17 protein-coding genes are annotated in these 19,142 nt (G+C 39.0%); all 17 read left to right on the top strand.

From position 1 onward, the window contains the following. Nucleotides 1–60 precede the first annotated feature (60 nt). The 17 genes from H0184_RS25230 to H0184_RS25150 all read left to right on the top strand — a co-directional run bounded on the left by H0184_RS25230 (nucleotide 61) and on the right by H0184_RS25150 (nucleotide 19,090). Nucleotides 61–930 (top strand): branched-chain amino acid ABC transporter permease, encoded by an 870-nt coding sequence (locus H0184_RS25230; protein ID WP_221829980.1) that lies wholly within the window; start codon nucleotides 61–63, stop codon nucleotides 928–930. Next, complete coding sequence (locus tag H0184_RS25225) at nucleotides 923–1,897, top strand: branched-chain amino acid ABC transporter permease (RefSeq protein ID WP_221829974.1); 975 nt, start codon at nucleotides 923–925, stop codon at nucleotides 1,895–1,897. The genes H0184_RS25230 and H0184_RS25225 overlap by 8 nt, the downstream gene beginning before the upstream one ends. Continuing rightward, a complete protein-coding gene (locus H0184_RS25220) occupies nucleotides 1,869–2,636 on the top strand; it encodes an ABC transporter ATP-binding protein (RefSeq protein WP_221829972.1) in 768 nt (255 codons plus the stop codon). Before H0184_RS25225 ends, H0184_RS25220 begins: the two co-directional genes overlap by 29 nt. Next, nucleotides 2,629–3,333 (top strand): ABC transporter ATP-binding protein, encoded by a 705-nt coding sequence (locus H0184_RS25215; protein ID WP_221829970.1) that lies wholly within the window; start codon nucleotides 2,629–2,631, stop codon nucleotides 3,331–3,333. Before H0184_RS25220 ends, H0184_RS25215 begins: the two co-directional genes overlap by 8 nt. A gap of 12 nt (nucleotides 3,334–3,345) precedes the next feature. Beyond that, on the top strand, nucleotides 3,346–4,392 hold the full coding sequence (locus H0184_RS25210) for a zinc-dependent alcohol dehydrogenase (protein ID WP_221829968.1): 1,047 nt from the start codon (nucleotides 3,346–3,348) through the stop codon (nucleotides 4,390–4,392). Between the two features lie 22 nt (nucleotides 4,393–4,414). After that, nucleotides 4,415–5,182 (top strand): SDR family NAD(P)-dependent oxidoreductase, encoded by a 768-nt coding sequence (locus H0184_RS25205; RefSeq protein ID WP_221829966.1) that lies wholly within the window; start codon nucleotides 4,415–4,417, stop codon nucleotides 5,180–5,182. 114 nt (nucleotides 5,183–5,296) lie between these two features. Beyond that, nucleotides 5,297–6,301, top strand: a complete 1,005-nt coding sequence (locus H0184_RS25200) for a thiamine pyrophosphate-dependent dehydrogenase E1 component subunit alpha (protein ID WP_221829963.1) — start codon at nucleotides 5,297–5,299, stop codon at nucleotides 6,299–6,301. Between the two features lie 14 nt (nucleotides 6,302–6,315). Then, on the top strand, nucleotides 6,316–7,323 hold the full coding sequence (locus H0184_RS25195; protein WP_221829960.1) for an alpha-ketoacid dehydrogenase subunit beta: 1,008 nt from the start codon (nucleotides 6,316–6,318) through the stop codon (nucleotides 7,321–7,323). Between the two features lie 99 nt (nucleotides 7,324–7,422). Next, entirely contained in the window at nucleotides 7,423–8,160 is a 738-nt protein-coding gene (locus H0184_RS25190; protein ID WP_221829957.1) for an SDR family oxidoreductase, read from the top strand. A gap of 53 nt (nucleotides 8,161–8,213) precedes the next feature. After that, nucleotides 8,214–9,374, top strand: coding sequence for a dihydrolipoamide acetyltransferase family protein (locus H0184_RS25185; RefSeq protein WP_221829955.1), 1,161 nt, complete (start codon nucleotides 8,214–8,216; stop codon nucleotides 9,372–9,374). A 146-nt stretch (nucleotides 9,375–9,520) separates the two neighbouring features. Further along, a complete protein-coding gene (locus H0184_RS25180) occupies nucleotides 9,521–10,576 on the top strand; it encodes a zinc-dependent alcohol dehydrogenase (protein ID WP_221829952.1) in 1,056 nt (351 codons plus the stop codon). An 80-nt stretch (nucleotides 10,577–10,656) separates the two neighbouring features. Further along, entirely contained in the window at nucleotides 10,657–12,654 is a 1,998-nt protein-coding gene (locus tag H0184_RS25175; RefSeq protein ID WP_221829934.1) for a sigma-54-dependent Fis family transcriptional regulator, read from the top strand. 19 nt (nucleotides 12,655–12,673) lie between these two features. Then, nucleotides 12,674–14,089, top strand: coding sequence for a dihydrolipoyl dehydrogenase (gene lpdA, locus H0184_RS25170; protein WP_221829931.1), 1,416 nt, complete (start codon nucleotides 12,674–12,676; stop codon nucleotides 14,087–14,089). Between the two features lie 17 nt (nucleotides 14,090–14,106). Then, nucleotides 14,107–14,982: a lipoyl synthase gene (gene lipA, locus H0184_RS25165; protein ID WP_260631787.1), complete on the top strand. Its 876-nt coding sequence runs from the start codon at nucleotides 14,107–14,109 to the stop codon at nucleotides 14,980–14,982. Between the two features lie 405 nt (nucleotides 14,983–15,387). Beyond that, the gene (locus H0184_RS25160) at nucleotides 15,388–16,839 is read left to right on the top strand and encodes a 4-hydroxyphenylacetate 3-hydroxylase family protein (protein ID WP_221829929.1); all 1,452 of its coding nucleotides are present in this window, start codon (nucleotides 15,388–15,390) and stop codon (nucleotides 16,837–16,839) included. A 134-nt stretch (nucleotides 16,840–16,973) separates the two neighbouring features. Beyond that, on the top strand, nucleotides 16,974–17,816 hold the full coding sequence (locus tag H0184_RS25155) for a 3-hydroxyacyl-CoA dehydrogenase family protein (RefSeq protein ID WP_221829926.1): 843 nt from the start codon (nucleotides 16,974–16,976) through the stop codon (nucleotides 17,814–17,816). A gap of 95 nt (nucleotides 17,817–17,911) precedes the next feature. Next, entirely contained in the window at nucleotides 17,912–19,090 is a 1,179-nt protein-coding gene (locus H0184_RS25150; protein WP_221829924.1) for a thiolase family protein, read from the top strand. Nucleotides 19,091–19,142: the final 52 nt, after the last annotated feature.

The following is a 19,142-nucleotide window of genomic DNA, read 5'->3' as shown; positions in this document are numbered from 1 at the left end:
TTTATGAATTGGTTAGGATATAGAGTCTGTATATCCTAACCAGATTTAGGGGGTAGAGGGATGGTTGAATTTTTTCAAAGCATTGTCAATGGAATAGCCGTTGGATCTGCGTATACACTGACTGGACTGGGTTTAACCGTCATATTTAGTGTTTATCGGATCCTAAATTTGGCACATGGAGAAATCTATATGCTCGGCGCATTTATTTCATTTTTTAGTATGTCGTATTTAAATGTTCCATTCTTTGTGGCCATTGTCATTTCTATGATTGCATCAGGAGTAATTGGAATGATTTTGGAACGACTTGTTTTTAGACCAATGAAAAATCATGGCGAGGCAGACTTTTTAATTGTAACAGTTGGTTTATTGTTTTTCATTTCCAATCTAGCCATGTATGTCTTTACTCCAAATATTCGATCGATTCAAGGACCATTTGAACAGAATACCTTTAATTTTCTCGGACTTAATATTTCCCAGCAGCGCTTATTCATCATTATTATTACGGTCATATTAATTGTGGCGCTTCATTACTTTAACTTCCATACAAAAACAGGGAAACAAATGAGAGCAGTTGCTCAAGACAAACATGCTGCACAGTTGATGGGGATCAATGTAAATCGAATGGGTGTAATTGCCTTTTTTATTGCAGCAGCACTTGCAGCTGTAGCAGGAACATTGATGGGAGATATGCAGTCTATCAATCCAGCAATGGGTTTTGCACCATTATTAATGGCGGTTATTGTCGTTATTTTTGGAGGATTAGGAAGTGTAATAGGTGCGATTGTCGGTGGTTTAACCATTGGGATCGTCCAATCTTTAAGCGTTACCTACTTCTCTAGTGCTCTATCAAATATCTTATTATATTTAATTCTCTTCCTTACATTAATGGTTATGCCAAATGGGTTATTCGGGAGGAAGTCCTATGAGTAAAATAACAAGTAATAAAAAGCTCCTATCGTTACTGATCGTTTTAGTCATCGTGCTCCTTTTACCTTTATTTATTAATAATGCATTTTATTTGCAAATTTTAGTGGTTGCTGGGATATGGGCTATCGTCGTTTTAGGTCTTGATTTACTTGTGGGATACACAGGTTATGTATCCTTTGGCCATGCCGCCTATTTTGGTATTGGAGGGTATACATCAGCCATATTGGTGATGAAGTTTGGTGCTCCATTTTGGGTGTCACTTCCTATCGCCGCCATATTAGCTGGAGTTATTGGGTATTTAATAAGTAAACCCAGCTTTCGACTAACGGGGACATACTTTGCTATCGGTACACTTGCATTTGCAGAAATCGTTAATATTATTTTTACAAACTGGGAAAGTGTAACCGGCGGGGTCTATGGGTTAATTGGTGTACCTGCACTGTTTCCTAATTTAAAGCTCTACTTTTACTTTGTGTATGCTTTTCTAATCATTATCGGTTTTATCATCTATCGTTTGGCTGCCTCACCAGTAGGTAAAGCCCTCATCGCTACGAAAGAAAATGAAAACCTTGCACAAAGTATTGGTATTGATATCTTAAGAATGAAACAGTTCGTCTTTACTCTTTCTTGTGTAATTGCAGGATTTGGCGGTGCCTTACTCGTACACTTAGTTGGTTTTGCAAGTCCGTTATCGTTTACGGTCAATACATCGTTAGAGCTCATTGTTATTATCATCATCGGTGGAGCTGGAACGTTAATTGGACCGGTTTTCGGGGCATTTTTCCTCTTAATATTAAGCCAATATCTTGCAACCTTTACTGAACTACGATTAATGATTTATGGGCTAGTCCTCATTTTAGTCATAAAGTACTTCCCTGGTGGAATTGTTGGAGGTATTAAAAGGTTAGCCACTTCCATGAAAAAGAAAGGGAGGAAGCTTGATGGGACTATTACAAGTGCAAAATCTTAGTAAACGTTTCGGTGGAGTACAGGCAGTTAACAATGTTTCCTTCACAGTAAATGAAGGTCAAATTTACGGTTTGATAGGTCCGAATGGTGCTGGTAAATCTACCACATTTAATCTACTAACTTCCATGATTAAAGCAGATACAGGGGAAGTAATCTTTAATAATACCGATATTTCAAAAAAAAAGCCGCACCATATTGCGATGCTTGGATTAGGAAGAACATTTCAACATGTTACTCTCTTTAATGAGAGTACTGTCCTTGATAACATTCTCATGGCAAACTATTGCCGAATCTCACCAAGCTTTTGGGGGACGATCTGGAAAAGCTTTAAATCTCCGAAAACCTTAATGGATGAAAAAGAAAAGGCATTTGAGATATTAAAGTTGGCTGATCTTGATAAATATGCTGATGAACTTGCGAAGAACTTGGATCATGGGCATCAGGGCATGCTGCAAATTGCGATTGCTCTAGCAACGGAACCAAAGCTCCTCTTATTGGATGAACCGATGAGAGGTATGAATCCAGTCGAAACGGAAGAAATCTCCGATTTTATTATCAAAATTAAAGAAAATGGTACATCGGTTTTAATCATTGAGCATGATATGAAAGCGATGATGCGAATTTGTGACAGACTTTCGGTCATTGTATACGGTGAAAAAATCGCAGAAGGAACACCAGAGGAAATTCAAAATAATCCAGAAGTAATTAACGCTTATTTAGGAAGTGATCCCGATGCTTAAGCTCGAAAATGTTTCAGTAAACTATGGGAATGTCATTGCAATTGAAAATGTATCAATGGAACTAAAAGAAGGTGAAACGATCTCAATTGTTGGTGCGAATGGTGCCGGTAAGTCTACGACGTTAAAGGCAATTTCAGGCTTAGTTAAATGTCGTACAGGTTCAATTAAATTAGGAGATTTAGACTTAACAAAAATGGAGCCGGATCGCATCGTGAAAGAAGGAATTATTCAAGTGCCCGAGGGAAGAAGGGTTTTTCCACAAATGTCCGTACTTGAAAATATTGAAATGGGTGCGACCCTAAGGAAGGATAAGTCAAATATAGCAGGTGAGATTAAAGAGATCTTCAAGCGTTTCCCTAGATTAGAAGAAAGATCTAAACAAATGGCAGGGACATTGAGCGGTGGAGAACAGCAAATGCTTGCAATTGCTAGAGGCCTTATTGCAAAACCCAAAATATTAATGCTTGATGAGCCATCATTAGGGTTAGCCCCATTGATTATAGATGAGATTGCAAAACTCATACTGGAACTAAAAGAAAGGGGGATGACGATTCTATTAATCGAACAGAATGCCAGAATGGCATTGAAACTTTCAGATCGTGCCTATGTACTAGAAACTGGCCGTGTAGCCCTTGAAGGACATGCACAAGCCTTATTAGAAGATGATTTTATGAAAAAGGCATACTTAGGAGCTTAGAAGGAGGAAGTTATGAAAGCTGCTATTTTTAAGGAAGCAAGAAAACTAGAGGTTACTGAAATTCCTGTACCGAAACCAACAGAAGATGAAATTTTAATTAAGGTTGATTATTGCGGGATTTGTGGTTCTGATTTACACACCTATACGAAAGGGCTTTATGTTAATCCCGGTCAAATCATGGGACATGAATTTGCTGGTGTAGTAAAAGAAATTGGGGCAAATGTAAGTGGATTAACAATCGATCAGAAAGTCGTTATCAGACCATTAATCGAATGTGGAAGCTGTCAACACTGCTTAGCAGGAATGCCGCACCTATGTGCGAATGGATTAGTTGATGGTATTGGTTATGGAAGACCTGGTGCTTTTGCAGAGTATATTATTGTTCCTAAACCGTTGGTGAATAAAGTCGTGTTTCCATTACCCGACAACGTCTCAACGAAAGAAGCTGCATTGATAGAGCCACTGGCAGTAGCTGTCCATGGGGTGAAGCTTGCGAATGTTGATTTAGCAGATAAAGTTGTCGTTTTTGGTGCAGGAACAATTGGTCTTTTTGTTGCACAAGTACTTAAAACGATTGGGAACTGTCATGTTACACAAATCGATATTTCGAATAAAAGACTGGAGTTAGCGAAAGAGCTGGGTGTAGATGTAGTTATCAATGCCCAAGAGGAAAATGTCATGGAAAGATTAGTTGAAATTACAGGGGCCGGTAACTACGGTGCAGGAGCTTCTGTAGATGTTGTGTTCGAATGTGCCGGAGTGCCGATAACAGTAAATCAGTCATTGGAGGCTGTCCGTCACGGGGGAAAAATCATCTCTCTAGCACTATTTGAGGAGAATGTCTCCTTAGATCCTACCATACTCGTTCAAAAAGAAATAAGCTGGAAAGGTTCATTTGCTTATAATACAGAATTCAAAACGGCTATTGATTTATTAAGCAGCGGCAAGGTCAATGCGGAGGCATTAATTTCACACCTATATCCTATTGACGAAGTAACAGCTGCCTTTGAAAAACAATTAAAGGCGAATGAATCTGTGAAGGTTTGTTTTGAATTTTAATAGACTAGGAGTGGGAGATTTTATGAGATTAAAAGACAAAGTAGCAATTATCACAGGAGCAGGAAGCGGTCAGGGAGAAGCAGCTGCTAAACTCTTTGCTCGTGAAGGTGCAAAGGTAGTGATTGCTGAGTGGAATGAGGAAAACGGGAAGCGTGTGGAAGCGGAAATTATAGCTAACGGTTATGAGGCAATCTTTATGAAGACGGATGTCTCTAATGAAGAAAATGTTCAGTCAGTTATTAGCCAAGTAGTTGACCATTATGGAAGAATTGATGTTTTGTTTAATAATGCGGGAATCGGGTTTTCTGCCCGTTCAAAATATAAAATGGCTCCCTTGCTAGAAACTCCGCTTGAGGATTGGAATAACATTTTAGGCATTAATTTAAATGGGGTCTATTTAATGTCTAAATATACAATTCCAATTATGATGAAGCAAAAAAGTGGCAGCATTGTTAATAACTCTTCTTTGAATGGATTACTAGGTGTGACAGGTGCTGACGCTTATACCGCATCGAAGGGGGGTGTTGTTGCCTTAACAAGAGTCATGGCTGTTGATTATGGTAAGTATAATATTCGGGTCAATTGTATTTGTCCTGGAGCCATTGATACCCCAATGATTGCAGAGGTATTAAGTATCGAAGAAATCGCAAAGAACTACGAAGCAGGGCCGCTTGGCAGAGTTGGAAGGCCGGAGGAAATTGCAACTGCAGCATTATTCTTATCATCTGATGATTCAAGTTATATTACGGGCTTAATTATGCCAGTAGATGGCGGTTGGCACGCAGTCTAGTAATTAAGTTTCGTAGACAAATAGATATTTTTATAGATATACTTTTGTAAACGTATACAACAATGCGCAAAATATCTTTTCGTAAGTTTTTACTATATAAAAGGAGTGAATCAAGTGGCAAAAATATATCAAAAACCAACTAATTTAAAAGATTACAGTAAAAAATCTCTTTTGGATTTTTATCAAACAATGGTAAAAATTAGAAGATTTGATGAAGATTTAATTCGATTGATTCAAGATGGTAAGGTATCAGGATTCTACCATTCAGGAATCGGATCTGAAGGCTTATCAGCGGGCTCCATTATTCATAATTTAAGAGATGACGATTATATCTTCTATAATCACCGAGGTTGTAATCAAAAAATTGCAAAAGGGGTACCGCTTTCTAAATTATATGGTGACTTTATGGGCACGATTGAAGGAACAACACGAGGTTTGGGAGCAGGGATTGTACACAGTGCTGATCCTTCAAGGGGAGTGTTAGGTCAGGCAGGAACAATCGGTTCACAATTAGGTATATGCGTAGGTTCTGCCTTCTCTTCAAAATTTAGAGGTACAGATCAAGTAACGGTGGTTTATTTCGGGGATGGAGCAGCTTCAAGGGAACCGTTGCATGGTTCATTAAACTGGGCAGGTCTCTATAAGTTACCAATCGTCTATATTTGTGAAAATAACGAATATGCAATTTCATGCCATGTTTCTGAAACACATTCAGTGAAAGAGCATATCGCGGATTGGGCAGAAGGTTATGGTATCCCTAACTATGTTGTAGATGGAAATGATGTTGTCCTCATGCATGAAGCAACGAAAGAAGCTGTTGAACGTGCTAGAAGAGGAGAAGGTCCAACATTTATTGAGGCGCAAACGTTCCGTCATCGCGGTCACTTTGAGGGAGATCCATATGACTATGTTAATCCAGAAGTTTTAAAAGATTGGAAGGAAAATAGAGACCCAATTAAGAACTACAAAGCTAGATTATTAGAAGAAGGTATTTGTACAGAAAATGAGCTCGCAACCTTAAACGAACAAGTCGATGTAGAAATTGCTGCTGCTATCAAAAAGGCTGAAGATGCACCGTTACCAGGACCAGAAAGAATTTATGAAGGACTATTCGCATAAGGGGGATGAAAAGAATGAGTACAATTTCTAAAGGTGAAGTTAAAGTAAAAACGATTACCATGCGTGATGCGATTCTTGAAGCATTAACGGAAGAAATGGAGCGAGACCCAAGTACGGTATTGTTTGGGGAAGACGTTGGAAAGTTTGGCGGTATTAATGGAGCGACTAAAGGACTTTATGAAAAATTTGGAAAGCGTGTTTTTGATACTCCGATTACTGAGTCAACAATTGTTGCTGCAGCATTAGGTATGGCTATTACTGGTGGATTAAGGCCTATTCCTGAACTGCAATTTGGAGACTTTGTTGGAGTTGCATTTGATGAAGTCTTTCATAAATTAGGCAAGTGGCGCTATATGCATGGTGGACAAATGGAAATTCCAGTAACATTGCGCTTGCCAATCGGTATTGCAGGCGGGTCTGGCCCAGAGCACTCCCAAAGTCCACAAGCTATCTTTATGCACGCACCTGGTGTACAGATTGCGGTTCCTTCTACCCCATATGATGCAAAAGGCATGCTTAAAACAGCCATTCGTGACAATAACGCCGTCCTCTTCTTTGAACATAAAGTACTTTATGATTTGAAAGGTGAAGTACCAGAAGGAGAATACTTAATCCCATTAGGGAAAGCAGATGTTAAACGTGAAGGTAATGATGTAACCATTATAGCAACAGCTTTACAAGTTCATACTGCACTAGATGCTGCTAAAACATTAGCAAAGCAAGGTGTCGAGGCTGAAGTTATTGACCCTCGTACATTAGCGCCACTTGACATGGATACAATTTTAAACTCAGTTCGGAAAACAGGCCGTGTATTAATCGTCCATGAAGAGCAAAAAACCGGCGGATGTGGTGCAGAAATTGCTGCTAGAATTTCGGAGCATGCATTATTTGATCTGCAAGCACCTATAAAACGAATTGGGGCTCCAGATGTACCGATTGCACAAAGTTTATACTTAGAGCAATTCTATCGTCCTAGTGAGAAGCAAATAGTAGATACTGTTAAAGAATTAATGGAGTATTAATAGCTTAATAGTTAGGCAGGCTGTTTCTATACCTATCGAATAGGAGGAACAGCCTTCTAACATACCAGGGAAAGCGAAAAAGGTGAACGGAGGAACTTAATGAATGTTCTCATAATCGGAGGAAGTAAAGGTATCGGCAGGTCGACTGCTCTCCGCTTTAGCCAGCCTGGAAATATAATTTTTGTTAATTATGTGAGTGATGATCAAACAGCTTTCGAAACAGCAAATGAAATCCGCCAACATGGGGCTGTGTGTCATTTATTGAAAGCCGATGTTGGAGAGCCGTTACAAATCAAACGCATGTTAGAAGTCATAAAAAACGAAGTTGAATCCATTGATCTTATCGTGCACTGTGCGGTAGCTATTATTCAGGGAAATGTGTTGGAGGTTTCATTTGAAGACTGGCAGAGAGCAATAGCAGTCAGCAATCTTTCGCTAATAGAAGTAATAAAAGAAGCAATGCCATTATTATCATATGGATCTACTATTATTGCATTATCGAGTCGTGGATCAACGGATGCCATTCCAAATTATGCAGCATTAGGGACAACCAAAGCATTTACCGAGTCGATTGTACGTTATTTGATACTGGACCTAGCACCTAAGGGTATTAGGATTAATATTGTTTCGCCTGGGACTTTACTAACTGATGCTTTAAAGAAGGTTTTTCCAGGAAAGGCAGAAGAATACGTACAAATGGAAAATAGTAAAAATCCTAGCGGTAGAGGGATTAATTTTGATGACGTAACGGAAACAATTGCTTTTTTGGCTAGTCCACAAGCACAAATGATTCAAGGGAGAGTCATCCACATTGATGGAGGAATGGGACTGCTTTAAACCGAAAAAGAATGATATATAAATTATTTAGTGAATGAATGGGAGTGGAGAATATGTTAGAAGTAAAAATGCCGCGCTTAGGTGTAACAATGCAAAATGGAACGGTCACAAATTGGCTGGTTAATGAAGGAGATACTGTTGAAAAAGGTGACTATCTATTTGAGTTAGAAACAGAAAAATCAACATTAGAAATCGAAGCGCAATCTTCAGGAGTTTTAAAGAAAATCATTGTTCCTGAAGGAGTTGAAGTACCTATATATACAATTATTGCCGTCATTGCAGAAGAAGATGAAGAAGTGGATTTATCTAAGTACGATGAAAATGCTTCAGCAAATGATGAGGTAGCAGCTACTGCGCAAGTTGTTGTAAAAGAAGAAAAAAGACCGCAAACACAAGCCGTTAATAGAGGCGGCATTTCTCCACGAGCTCGTAAGCTGGCGAAAGAGCTAGGTGTGGAAATTGATAATATTGTGGGAACAGGAAAAGGCGGTCTCATTACAGAGGATGATGTGCGCAATTCAGCAAGCTCTGGAACAGATATTTTGATAAAAGAAAAGATTGCACTAAATCATGTTCAACGTGCGATGTCAGCAAACATGTTGAAAAGTTGGACCGGTGTCCCTCAGTTTACACAAATGGTTTCTGTCAACATGGAAAATGCGCTAAGAGTCAAGAAGGAATTCGAAAACGTGTCGCTGAACGATGTACTTATAAAAACGGTTGGTAAAGCTGTGAAGACTTATTCGATTGTCAATAGCCGATTAGATAACAATGAAATTATTGTGTTTGATGAAGTAAATGTATCGGTAGCAGTAAACAGTGAACAGGGGTTAGTCGTACCTGTGGTACGAAATGTGGAAGATAAATCTGTGTCAGCCATTTCTAAAGAGATCAGAACTTTAGCAGATAAGGCAAATCGTAACCAATTAACTTTAGATGATTTCGCAAATGGTACGATAACAGTATCCAATTTAGGTGCTCTGGGTATTGAGGCGGGCACACCAATTATTAATGCTCCACAATCAACAATAGTTTTCGCTGGAGCCATCAAAAAAGTCCCGGTTGTGAATAATGAAAATGAAGTCGTTATTGCACCAATGATGACACTTTCTATTTGTTTTGATCATCGCTTTATCGATGGTGTGACAGGTGCCCAGTTTACAACTGCAGTTAAACAAGCACTTGAAACATTAAGGGTGGAAGACTTACTGTAAGATATTTCTCTTACAGTATTTCATTTCTTTTATTTAACATATGAATCCCAAAGAAAAAAATTTTAAAAATAAAGCTTATAAACTGACAGAAAGACTTATTGGTTATTAGGAGATTTATTTAATTATTAGAAAATGGAGTGTTGAAAATGGCCAAAATGAAAGCTGCTGTTTATTACGGTCCCAGGGATATTAGAACGGAATCCATAGATATTCCTGAAGTAGGACCGAATGATATTTTGTTGAAAATAAACGCCTGTGGGATTTGCGGATCTGATGTCCATAGCTATGGTACTGGTTTGTACATTAACAAAGGTCAAATCATGGGGCATGAGTTTTCAGCAGAGGTTGCAAAAGTAGGACAAAATGTTAAGGATATCGAAGTAGGACAGAGGGGTACTGGTTTTCATTCAGGTGTATGCGGCCAGTGTTATTGGTGTAAGAATCAACAATTCATGTTATGTCCAAATTTATTTAAAGCTTCTACAGGCTATGGCCTTCAAGGTGCATTTGCAGAATATCTATTAATCCCTAATGCCATCAATGGTGTCAGCTTCCTTCCTGTCCCAGATGAATTAGATATTTTTACAGCAGCTACCATTGAACCAGTTTCAGTCGCGGCATTAACAGTCAGCCAATGCGAACCGAAAAAAGGCGACCAGGTTGTAGTGATGGGTGCAGGATTAATAGGAAATGCGGTTATGCAAGTCTTTAAAGCATATGACGTTGGAAAAGTAGTAGTGACAGAAGTATCAGACATGCGCCTGCAGTCAGCTAAAGATTTAGGTGCTGATGAAGTGATACATGCATTGAAAGAAGATGTCCTTGAACGGGTTAAGGAAATAGTAGGCGTCGGTGCCTATCATTTTAATGTAGGAGCTATGGCGGATATTGTTGTCGATGCTGCAGGTGCACCATCGGCAGTTGAACAATCGTTTGAGTTAGTTAGAAGTGCTGGTACAATCGCATTTGTTGGTCTTCCCGAGAAAACAGCAGCACTCGATACAACGAAAATTGTCCATAAAGCACCAAGAATTTTGGGATGTCTTGGAGGAGATTTCGCTCAATCAATCGAATTGTTAAAAGATAATAAGGTTAAAACAAAGGAATTGATTAGCCATGTGTACTCGATTGATCATGCCAAGGAAGCTTTCGAAATGCAAATGAGACCACATGATTCAGTAAAGGTTATGATTGAATTTTAATACTAAACCTAATGAATGGCTTAAAAATGAGCTGCTAACCTTATCCTGATGTATGCTTTGTGATAACCAATGATTAGGGAGTGGTTACAATCGAAAATGTATACACGTATAAGGCTCGCTTTGAATTATCCGAAAAGTCTGAGAAAGAAAAATGGTTAAAAAAGACGTGGACAAATTATTTTAAGAAGGGGATTGACTTAGGGGGAATTCGGCATGTTATACATTCCTCATGGAGGCGTTCACAAAAATATGGTGTAAATCCAAATGTTATTCAAGCACCTATTTGTGATACTAAAACGCTAATGAAAAAACTTGAGGAAAACAAAGACATTCTTTCCCTTATCAGACCCTTTATGGATGATCTTTTTGAAATTGTTAAAGGAACAGATAGTCTCATTTCTTTTGCAGATAAAGAAGGTGTTGTTTTAGATTTATGTGGTGATAGTGAAATCGCATTAAATGCAGCTTCAGTAAACTTTACTGTAGGTGTAAAGATGAGTGAGAAGTCAATTGGAACCAATTCTATCGGAACATCCATTGCGACGGGAAGAGCTATTCAAGTAGTTGGTGCAGAGCATTATTGCGTTGCTTGGCATACCTCTCATTGCTCAAGTGCACCTATTATGGATCCTTTTACGAATGAGCTAATTGGTGTCATTACATTAGTCGGCTATGTTCGTTCAGCACATCCCCATTCATTAGGTCTAGTGAAAACAGCATCAGATACCATTACAAAATTAATTGAGCAGCAAGGCATGAAAAAAGAAAGATATATGATTAATAACTACTTTAGTGCTGCCATCGATTCAATTTCAGACGGTGTCATTATTGTGAATCGTCTCGGTGAAATTACTCGTATCAATAAGATAGCAACTCATCTATTAAAAATCCCACCCGCTCTGGATGTAAAAAATAAACTAAGTAACATTGAACATTTACAGCCTCTCTCAAAATATTTACAAGAAACAATTAATGGGAATGATGTTATATTACAAAATGAATTTGATCTTCCTCACGATGAAAAATATAAGCTATTGTTTACTTCTCGAAGAATAATTGATGGAGATAACCATATTGGAAACATCATCATTCTTCGCAAGAAAATGAAGAAGGAACAGAATAAACTAACGGCGAAATATTCATTTTCATCGCTGGTGGGAGAAGACCCTAGCTTCAAAAGGGCATTAAAACTTGCCACGAAAGCTGCAGTGACGGATAAAAGCGTACTTATAATCGGAGAAAGTGGTACCGGAAAAGAGCTTTTTGCTCAGGCAATTCATAATGGCAGCACTAGACAAACTGAACCGTTTTTAGCCATAAATTGTGCAGCCATTCCTAAGGACTTAATTGCAAGTGAACTTTTTGGTTACGCTGAAGGGGCATTTACAAATGCTGCAAAAGGCGGCAGAAAAGGAAAATTTGAAATCGCACACGGAGGCACCATCTTTTTAGATGAAATAGGGGATATGCCGTTAGAACTGCAAGCCCATTTACTGAGAGTGCTCGAAGAAAAGGAAGTAACTCCAGTTGGTTCCAGCCACTCGAAACCTGTTGACATTCGCATTATTGCTGCGACAAATAAAGATCTATTCCAATTAGTGCAAGAAGATAAATTTCGATTAGATCTGTATTATCGCTTGAATGTCATTTCGGTGAATATTCCTGCGCTTCGGAAAAGGAAGCAGGATATTGAACAATTTACCAAACACTTTTTACCTACAAAAACGTTTAGCCAAGGTGTGTTGAAATTCTTTTATGAATATGAATGGCCAGGAAACTTACGAGAAATGAAAAACGTTATGGAACAGATTGAAATCTTTTGTGAGACTGAAACCGTAACAGAAGAAGATTTACCTGACTATATGATTGAAGCATATGAGGAAAAGAGAGAGATAACTAGTTTATACCAATCCGTTGCTCAAGATGCGAAGAAAGACACAATGATCGTAACGTTAAAAAATAGTAAGACCGTATCTGAGGCAGCAAAAAAACTAGGTGTATCCGCCAGCACGTTATATCGATGGGCAAGTGAATACGATTTGAATATAAAAGAGCTAATAAAAAATAACATTAGTTAATAAAAGGAGTGGACTGCTAGTGACAGTAACTTATGATGTAGTCATACTTGGAGGTGGTACTGGCGGATATGTTTCTGCTATCCGAGCCTCTCAACTGGGATTAAATGTAGCAATTGTTGAAAAAGGCAAACTAGGCGGAACCTGTCTCCATCGCGGTTGTATTCCTAGTAAGTCGTTACTTAGAAGCGCAGAAGTTTATTCACAAGCAAAAAAGATGGAAAGCTTTGGCGTAGAGGTATCGAATGTAACTCTGAATTTTCAAAAGGTACAAGAACGCAAACAAACAGTCGTTGATCAATTATATCGAGGCATCCAATACTTAATGCAAAAAGGGAAAATTCACGTCTTTGAAGGGTATGGCGAAATTACTGATGCTTATGCAGCCTCTATTAATCTTGCAGAAGTGACCATTACTACCAAAGAACAAGAAAAGCAAGTGGTAACAGCGAAACATGTAATCATTGCTACAGGTTCTGCTCCAAGGGATATCCCAGGTTTTGCAATTGATGGCAAAACCACTCTTACATCGGATCATGCCCTCCAACTTGAGAAGCTCCCTTCTTCTATTGTGATTGTAGGCGGTGGTGTAATTGGAATTGAGTGGGCATCCATGCTCCTTGATTTTGGGGTAGAGGTCTCGGTCGTGGAATCTTTGGATCGAATTTTACCTCAAGAGGATCCTGATATTTCAAAGGAAATGCAAAAAATATTAAAGAAAAAAGGGCTTAAAATTTATACAAGTGCCAAGGTTCAAGACGTCTTTACTGTTTCAGATGGTGTTCAGGTGAGCATAGAAGTGAAAGGAAAAGTGAAAGAAATAAAATCCGAAAAGCTTCTTTTATCCGTTGGACGGAAAGCAAATATTGAATCAATTGGCCTTGAAAATGCCGATATTAAGGTAGAAAATAACGTCATTCGAACGAATGAATATTATCAAACATCCGTTCCACATATTTATGCCATTGGTGATGTCATTGGCGGACTGCAGCTTGCTCATGTTGCCTCACATGAAGGAATCATTGCCGTTGAACATATAGCTGGGTTAAACCCTTCACCGATGAATTATCAAAGTGTTCCTAAGTGTGTTTATAGTCATCCGCAAACTGCAAGTGTTGGCTTAACTGAAAAAGAAGCACAGGAGCAAGGTTTTACTGTTAAAGTTGGGAAGTTTCCATTTACAGCGATTGGAAAAGCATTGGTTTATGGAGAAGCAGAGGGATTCGCAAAAATTATTTTTGATGGACAAACAAAACAATTGCTTGGGGTCCACATGGTTGGTCCGAACGTAACGGATTTAATATCTGAAGCAGGATTAGCAACGTTTTTAGAAACGACACAAATGAACTTTGCTCATGCCATCCGGCCACATCCATCATTAAGTGAAATCTTTACCGAAGTGGCTCTTGATACTGAAGATGTCCCAATCCATATGTAGGAATTGGAGGGAGTATCATGATAGAACAAGAACGTCAGCCAAAACCGAAATGGCTTATAACAAAAGTAACAACGAACAATGCCTATAAAGATATAAAAAAAATGATTAATAGTAAAAAGCTCCATACCGTTTGTGAAGAAGCGAAATGTCCTAATATTTACGAATGCTGGGCAGAAAGGAAAACCGCTACTTTTATGATTTTAGGCGATGTTTGTACACGTGCTTGCCGATTCTGTGCAGTAAAAACAGGTCTCCCAACAGAACTAGATTTACAGGAGCCTGAACGGGTAGCCGAATCGGTCGAAAACATGAATCTTAAACACGTTGTCATCACGGCTGTTGCCAGGGATGATTTACTTGATGGCGGTGCCTTTGTTTTTGCTGAAACGGTCAGGGCGATAAGAAGGAAGAATCCCTTTTGTACGATTGAGGTATTGCCTTCAGATATGGGTGGAAGGTTTAAAAGCTTAAAAACGTTACTAGATGCTAATCCAAATATATTAAACCATAACATTGAGACCGTTCGTCGTCTAACACCGTCGGTAAGAGCTAGAGCAACCTATGAGCGTTCTCTTCAATTATTAGGACGGGCGAAGGAGATTGATGCTAGGATCCCAACAAAATCCAGCATAATGATTGGTCTTGGTGAGAGTAAAGCTGAGATTATTGAAACAATGGACGATTTACGTCTTCATGATGTGAACATCCTTACAATAGGTCAATACCTGCAGCCTAGTAAAAAACATCTGTCCGTCCAGAAATATTACCATCCTGATGAATTTGAAGAGTTAAAAGAAATTGCTTTAACAAAAGGATTTCAGCATTGCGAATCAGGTCCACTTGTTCGGTCTTCTTATCATGCAGATGAACAGGTGCAGCAAACGATCACTTAAATCAATTCGATTAATACACTTCACGATCCACTGTCATTGGCTTCAGTGGATTCTTTTGCGTTGCTTGGAATTTAAACAGAAATTACTAACAGTGAGTAAATAGTAGAAATTCTTTATATTAGGAATTCCTCTGCAAAAATTCTCTTAAATAATAGAATCAGGTATAGTTTTTTCAAGATATAATTCATGCACTAAGTTGTTAAAGATAGTTTCACCTGTATTGTGCCTTATTTTTACATATATTTGTAAGGTTGGTATGAAGTTGCCTTATTTAAGCTGTGTTTTTTTATTTTGGCATGATTTTTGCATGATATAAAAGTAAGCGATTACAGTTTTATTATTCTTGCAGGGAAGCCAGAAACGCTATAAAAACCGATTTGTAAGTTTAAAGGAGGAAATAAATTTATGATGACACCAGAACAGTATATTGATAGTCTGCGCAGGCAAAAGAAGGAAGTTTATTTTATGGGGGAAAAGGTTGAAAACGTGGTGGATCATCCTGCGATGAGACCGCACATTAATGCTGCGGCTGTTACCTATAAACTAGGAACAGAAGAAGAGTATCAGCACCTTGGAAGTGCTGTTTCCCATCTAACCGGGAATAAGATTAACCGCTGGACCCATATTCCTCAGAATCAAGAAGATCTTGTTAAAAAAGCGATGATGCTGCGTGTTGCAGGTCAGATTACTGGGACTTGTTTTCAGCGCTGCGTAGGTATGGATGGCTTAATCACTCTTTACTCTACAACATGGGAAATGGATCAAGAACTAGGTACGAACTATCATAAGAGATTTAAAGAGTTTTTGATTGAAACACAAAACAATGATTATATGACAGATGGGGCCATGACAGATCCGAAAGGGGATCGTTCTAAGAGACCGTCTGAACAGCATGACCCTGACCTCTATGTTCGAGTCGTAGAAGAAAGACCTGATGGAATTGTGGTGCGCGGGGCTAAAATGCACCAAACAGGAGCTATTAACTCGCATCAAATTTTAGTGATGCCTGGTATGGGAATGTCGCCGGAGGATGAGGATTATGCCATTTCCTTTGCTGTCCCAGCCGATGAAAAAGGAATTATTTATGTGTTTGGCCGACAGGTGAACGACAGCCGTAAATGGGAAGGCAAGATTGATCAAGGAAATGCCAAATATGGAGTCGTTGGCGGGGAAGCGATGATTATTTTTGAAGATGTTTTTGTTCCATGGGACCGTGTGTTCCTATACAAGGAGACCAAATTTACAGGCAAGCTGGTTGATCGTTTTGCCTCCTACCACCGCCAAAATTATGGTGCATGTAAGGCTGGGAATCTGGATGTCTTAATCGGGGCCACTGCTTCACTTGCAGGGATGCAAGGTACGATGAAAGCCAGCCACGTAAAAGATAAGCTTTCAGAAATGGCTCATTTGGTTGAAACCATGTACAGCGGGGCCCTTGCCTGTTCCTTCAACTGTTCGCAGAATGGCTGCGGAACTGCTTTTGTTGATCCTGTACTGGCCAATTCATCTAAATTAAATACTGCCCGCTATTATCCTGAAGTTACGAAGCTTGCTCAAGATATTGCAGGTGGTTTTGTAGCGACCATTCCATCTGAAAAAGAGTTCGATAACCCTAGAGTAGCTCCGTATATGCACAAATACTTTCGTACCGGTGAAAATGTGGATGCCATCGAACGAATTAAAATGGGTCGCTTAGTGGAAAATATGACCGGCTCAACCCCAATTATTGAATGTATGCACGGTGCAGGCTCACCACAAGCACAAAAGGTAGTCCTTCAGCGTTCAATCAATTGGAGAGATAAAATGAAATATGCGGCTGAAATTGTCAGAGAGCCTGAGACCAGTCCAACAAAATAAATGAACTAAAGTTAACGTACAGATGTATTCGTCTGTACGTTAACCTATTTACTAGTAAAAACGATTGCTAGGGCAATCGATGTTTTAAATGGAAGATGCTTAGCCCAATAACCCTATAAAATAGGAGGAATAGCATGTCAAATGTATTAGTAATTGGATCAGGAACAATGGGTGCAGGAATTGCACAAGTAATCGCTATGCATAACCATGAGGTAACTCTTTTCGATCAATCAGCTCTGCAGCTAGAAAAAGGGAGAAACATCATAGAAAAACAGTTAGCTGGATTAGTAAACAAAGAAAAAATAAGTCAGCTGGAAATGGAGGCTTCTTTAGATCGTATTCAAATGATTTCTACATGGCCAGAGGTTCCTTTTGATATCATGATTGAAGCCGTACCAGAGAGAAAAGACATTAAGCAATCCGTATTTAAAGAAATGGACAAACGGAGCAGTGAAACAACCATTTTAGCATCCAATACGTCCTCAATTAGTATTAGTGAAATCTCCTCATTTGTTGAGAAAAGGGAGCAGGTTATTGGACTACACTTTTTTAACCCGCCAACTATTATGAAACTAGTGGAGGTAATTCGCAGCCCACGCACAAATGAAGGTATTTTAGTAAGAAGTAAAGAGTTTATCCAATCCATTGATAAAGTTCCGATAGAAGTGAATGAAGCACCTGGGTTTGTTGTTAATCGAATCTTAGTCCCTATGATCAATGAGGCCGTGTTTTTAGTGGATGAAGGAGTTGCCTCGATAGAAGAAATTGATCAATCCATGAAGCTTGGCGCCAATCACCCAATTGGTCCATTAGCATTAGCAGACTTAATTGGTCTAGATATATGTTTACATGTAATGGAAGTTTTATATGAGGAGTTTTGTGATAGCAAATATCGGCCAGCACCACTCTTAAGGAAAATGGTGAGAAGTGGGTACTTAGGACGCAAGACAAATAAAGGTTTTCACACCTATTCGTGAGGAGGTATGTTGTATATGTGGAAAGAACAGGAAGAATATGACGTTACCCATATTTTTAGATCAATAATCAAAACTAATCTGAGAGGATGATACCATTGACGAGTGTATATATTTTAGAAGGGGCACGCACACCATTTGGATCGTTTGGAGGAGTATTAAAGGATGTCGGTGCCACCCAGCTTGGAGTAATTGCAAGTAAAGAGGCAATAAAAAGAAGTCAGATAGATCCAGAAGAAATAGGTTTCTCCTTTGTAGGAAACGTCATTCATACAGAAAAAAATGCTTCATATATTAGTAGACACATTGCCCTACAATCAGGAGTACCGATTTCAAGTCCTGCTATGACTCTTAATCGTTTATGCGGCTCTGGCCTTCAGTCTGTGATTTCAGCTCTTCAATCCATTTTGCTTGGAGACGGGGAGGTAGGTTTAGCTTGTGGAACAGAAAACATGAGCCAATCACCATTTGCGTTAAGAGGGTCAAGGTTTGGTACCGGATTAAAAAGTCCACAAATGGACGATATGTTATGGGCGACATTAACAGATGAATATAGTGGTATTCGGATGGGGGTGACAGCTGAAAATCTAGCAAGAAAATATCAAATTACGAGAGAAGAACAGGATGCCTATGCTCTTCTTAGTCAACAAAGAGCAGCAAAGGCTAAAAACAATGGCATTTTAAATGAGGAAATAGTACCTATTGAAATACCTCATAGGAAAGGAACATTTGTAGTGAAGGAAGATGAGCATATTCGTGAAAAAACTAGTTTAGAAGCTTTAAAAGAATTAAAACCTGCATTCGAAAAAGGTGGTACTGTTACCTCTGGAAATGCGAGCGGAATTAATGATGGAGCAGCCTCTATTATCTTGGCTAGTGAATCGTTTGTTTCAAAAAAACAAAGTAAGCCACTTGCCAGGATCGTTTCCTATGCGGTAACAGGAGTGGATCCTTCCATCATGGGGATTGGACCTGTTTCTGCAATACAGAAGGCGTTAGAACGAGCTAGATTAAGATTGACAGATATTGATTTATTAGAGGTGAATGAAGCGTTTGCTGTCCAATATTTATCGGTGGAAAAAGAGTTACAATTAGACCGCAATAAAACTAATGTTAATGGCGGTGCCATTGCGTTTGGCCATCCAGTTGGAGCGAGCGGTGCTAGAATTCTTTATACGCTCATTAAAGAGTTGAGAAGGCGAAATGGGAAATTTGGGATTGCTTCCCTTTGTATAGGCGGTGGCCAAGGTATTGCGATAGTTATTGAAGCTTGTTAATACAGCAAAGAAGAACCAGCCGGTGCTTATGGCACTGGCTGGTTCTTTTTAT

Source organism: Neobacillus niacini, from assembly GCF_019749295.1.
Taxonomy (GTDB): Bacteria; Bacillota; Bacilli; order Bacillales; family Cytobacillaceae; genus Neobacillus; species Neobacillus niacini_D.
This window is presented reverse-complemented; position numbering and strand designations above follow the sequence as displayed.

Bases quoted from the DNA above. Each gene is read 5' to 3' on its own strand.
- H0184_RS25160 (WP_221829929.1), top strand. From the start codon at position 15,388: ATGATGACACCAGAACAGTATATTGATAGTCTGCGCAGGCAAAAGAAG.
- H0184_RS25195 (WP_221829960.1), top strand. From the start codon at position 6,316: ATGAGTACAATTTCTAAAGGTGAAGTTAAAGTAAAAACGATTACCATG.
- lipA (WP_260631787.1), top strand. From the start codon at position 14,107: ATGATAGAACAAGAACGTCAGCCAAAACCGAAATGGCTTATAACAAAA.
- H0184_RS25185 (WP_221829955.1), top strand. From the start codon at position 8,214: ATGTTAGAAGTAAAAATGCCGCGCTTAGGTGTAACAATGCAAAATGGA.
- H0184_RS25190 (WP_221829957.1), top strand. From the start codon at position 7,423: ATGAATGTTCTCATAATCGGAGGAAGTAAAGGTATCGGCAGGTCGACT.
- H0184_RS25205 (WP_221829966.1), top strand. From the start codon at position 4,415: ATGAGATTAAAAGACAAAGTAGCAATTATCACAGGAGCAGGAAGCGGT.
- H0184_RS25225 (WP_221829974.1), top strand. From the start codon at position 923: ATGAGTAAAATAACAAGTAATAAAAAGCTCCTATCGTTACTGATCGTT.
- H0184_RS25210 (WP_221829968.1), top strand. From the start codon at position 3,346: ATGAAAGCTGCTATTTTTAAGGAAGCAAGAAAACTAGAGGTTACTGAA.
- H0184_RS25220 (WP_221829972.1), top strand. From the start codon at position 1,869: ATGGGACTATTACAAGTGCAAAATCTTAGTAAACGTTTCGGTGGAGTA.
- H0184_RS25215 (WP_221829970.1), top strand. From the start codon at position 2,629: ATGCTTAAGCTCGAAAATGTTTCAGTAAACTATGGGAATGTCATTGCA.
- H0184_RS25155 (WP_221829926.1), top strand. From the start codon at position 16,974: ATGTCAAATGTATTAGTAATTGGATCAGGAACAATGGGTGCAGGAATT.
- H0184_RS25230 (WP_221829980.1), top strand. From the start codon at position 61: ATGGTTGAATTTTTTCAAAGCATTGTCAATGGAATAGCCGTTGGATCT.
- H0184_RS25180 (WP_221829952.1), top strand. From the start codon at position 9,521: ATGGCCAAAATGAAAGCTGCTGTTTATTACGGTCCCAGGGATATTAGA.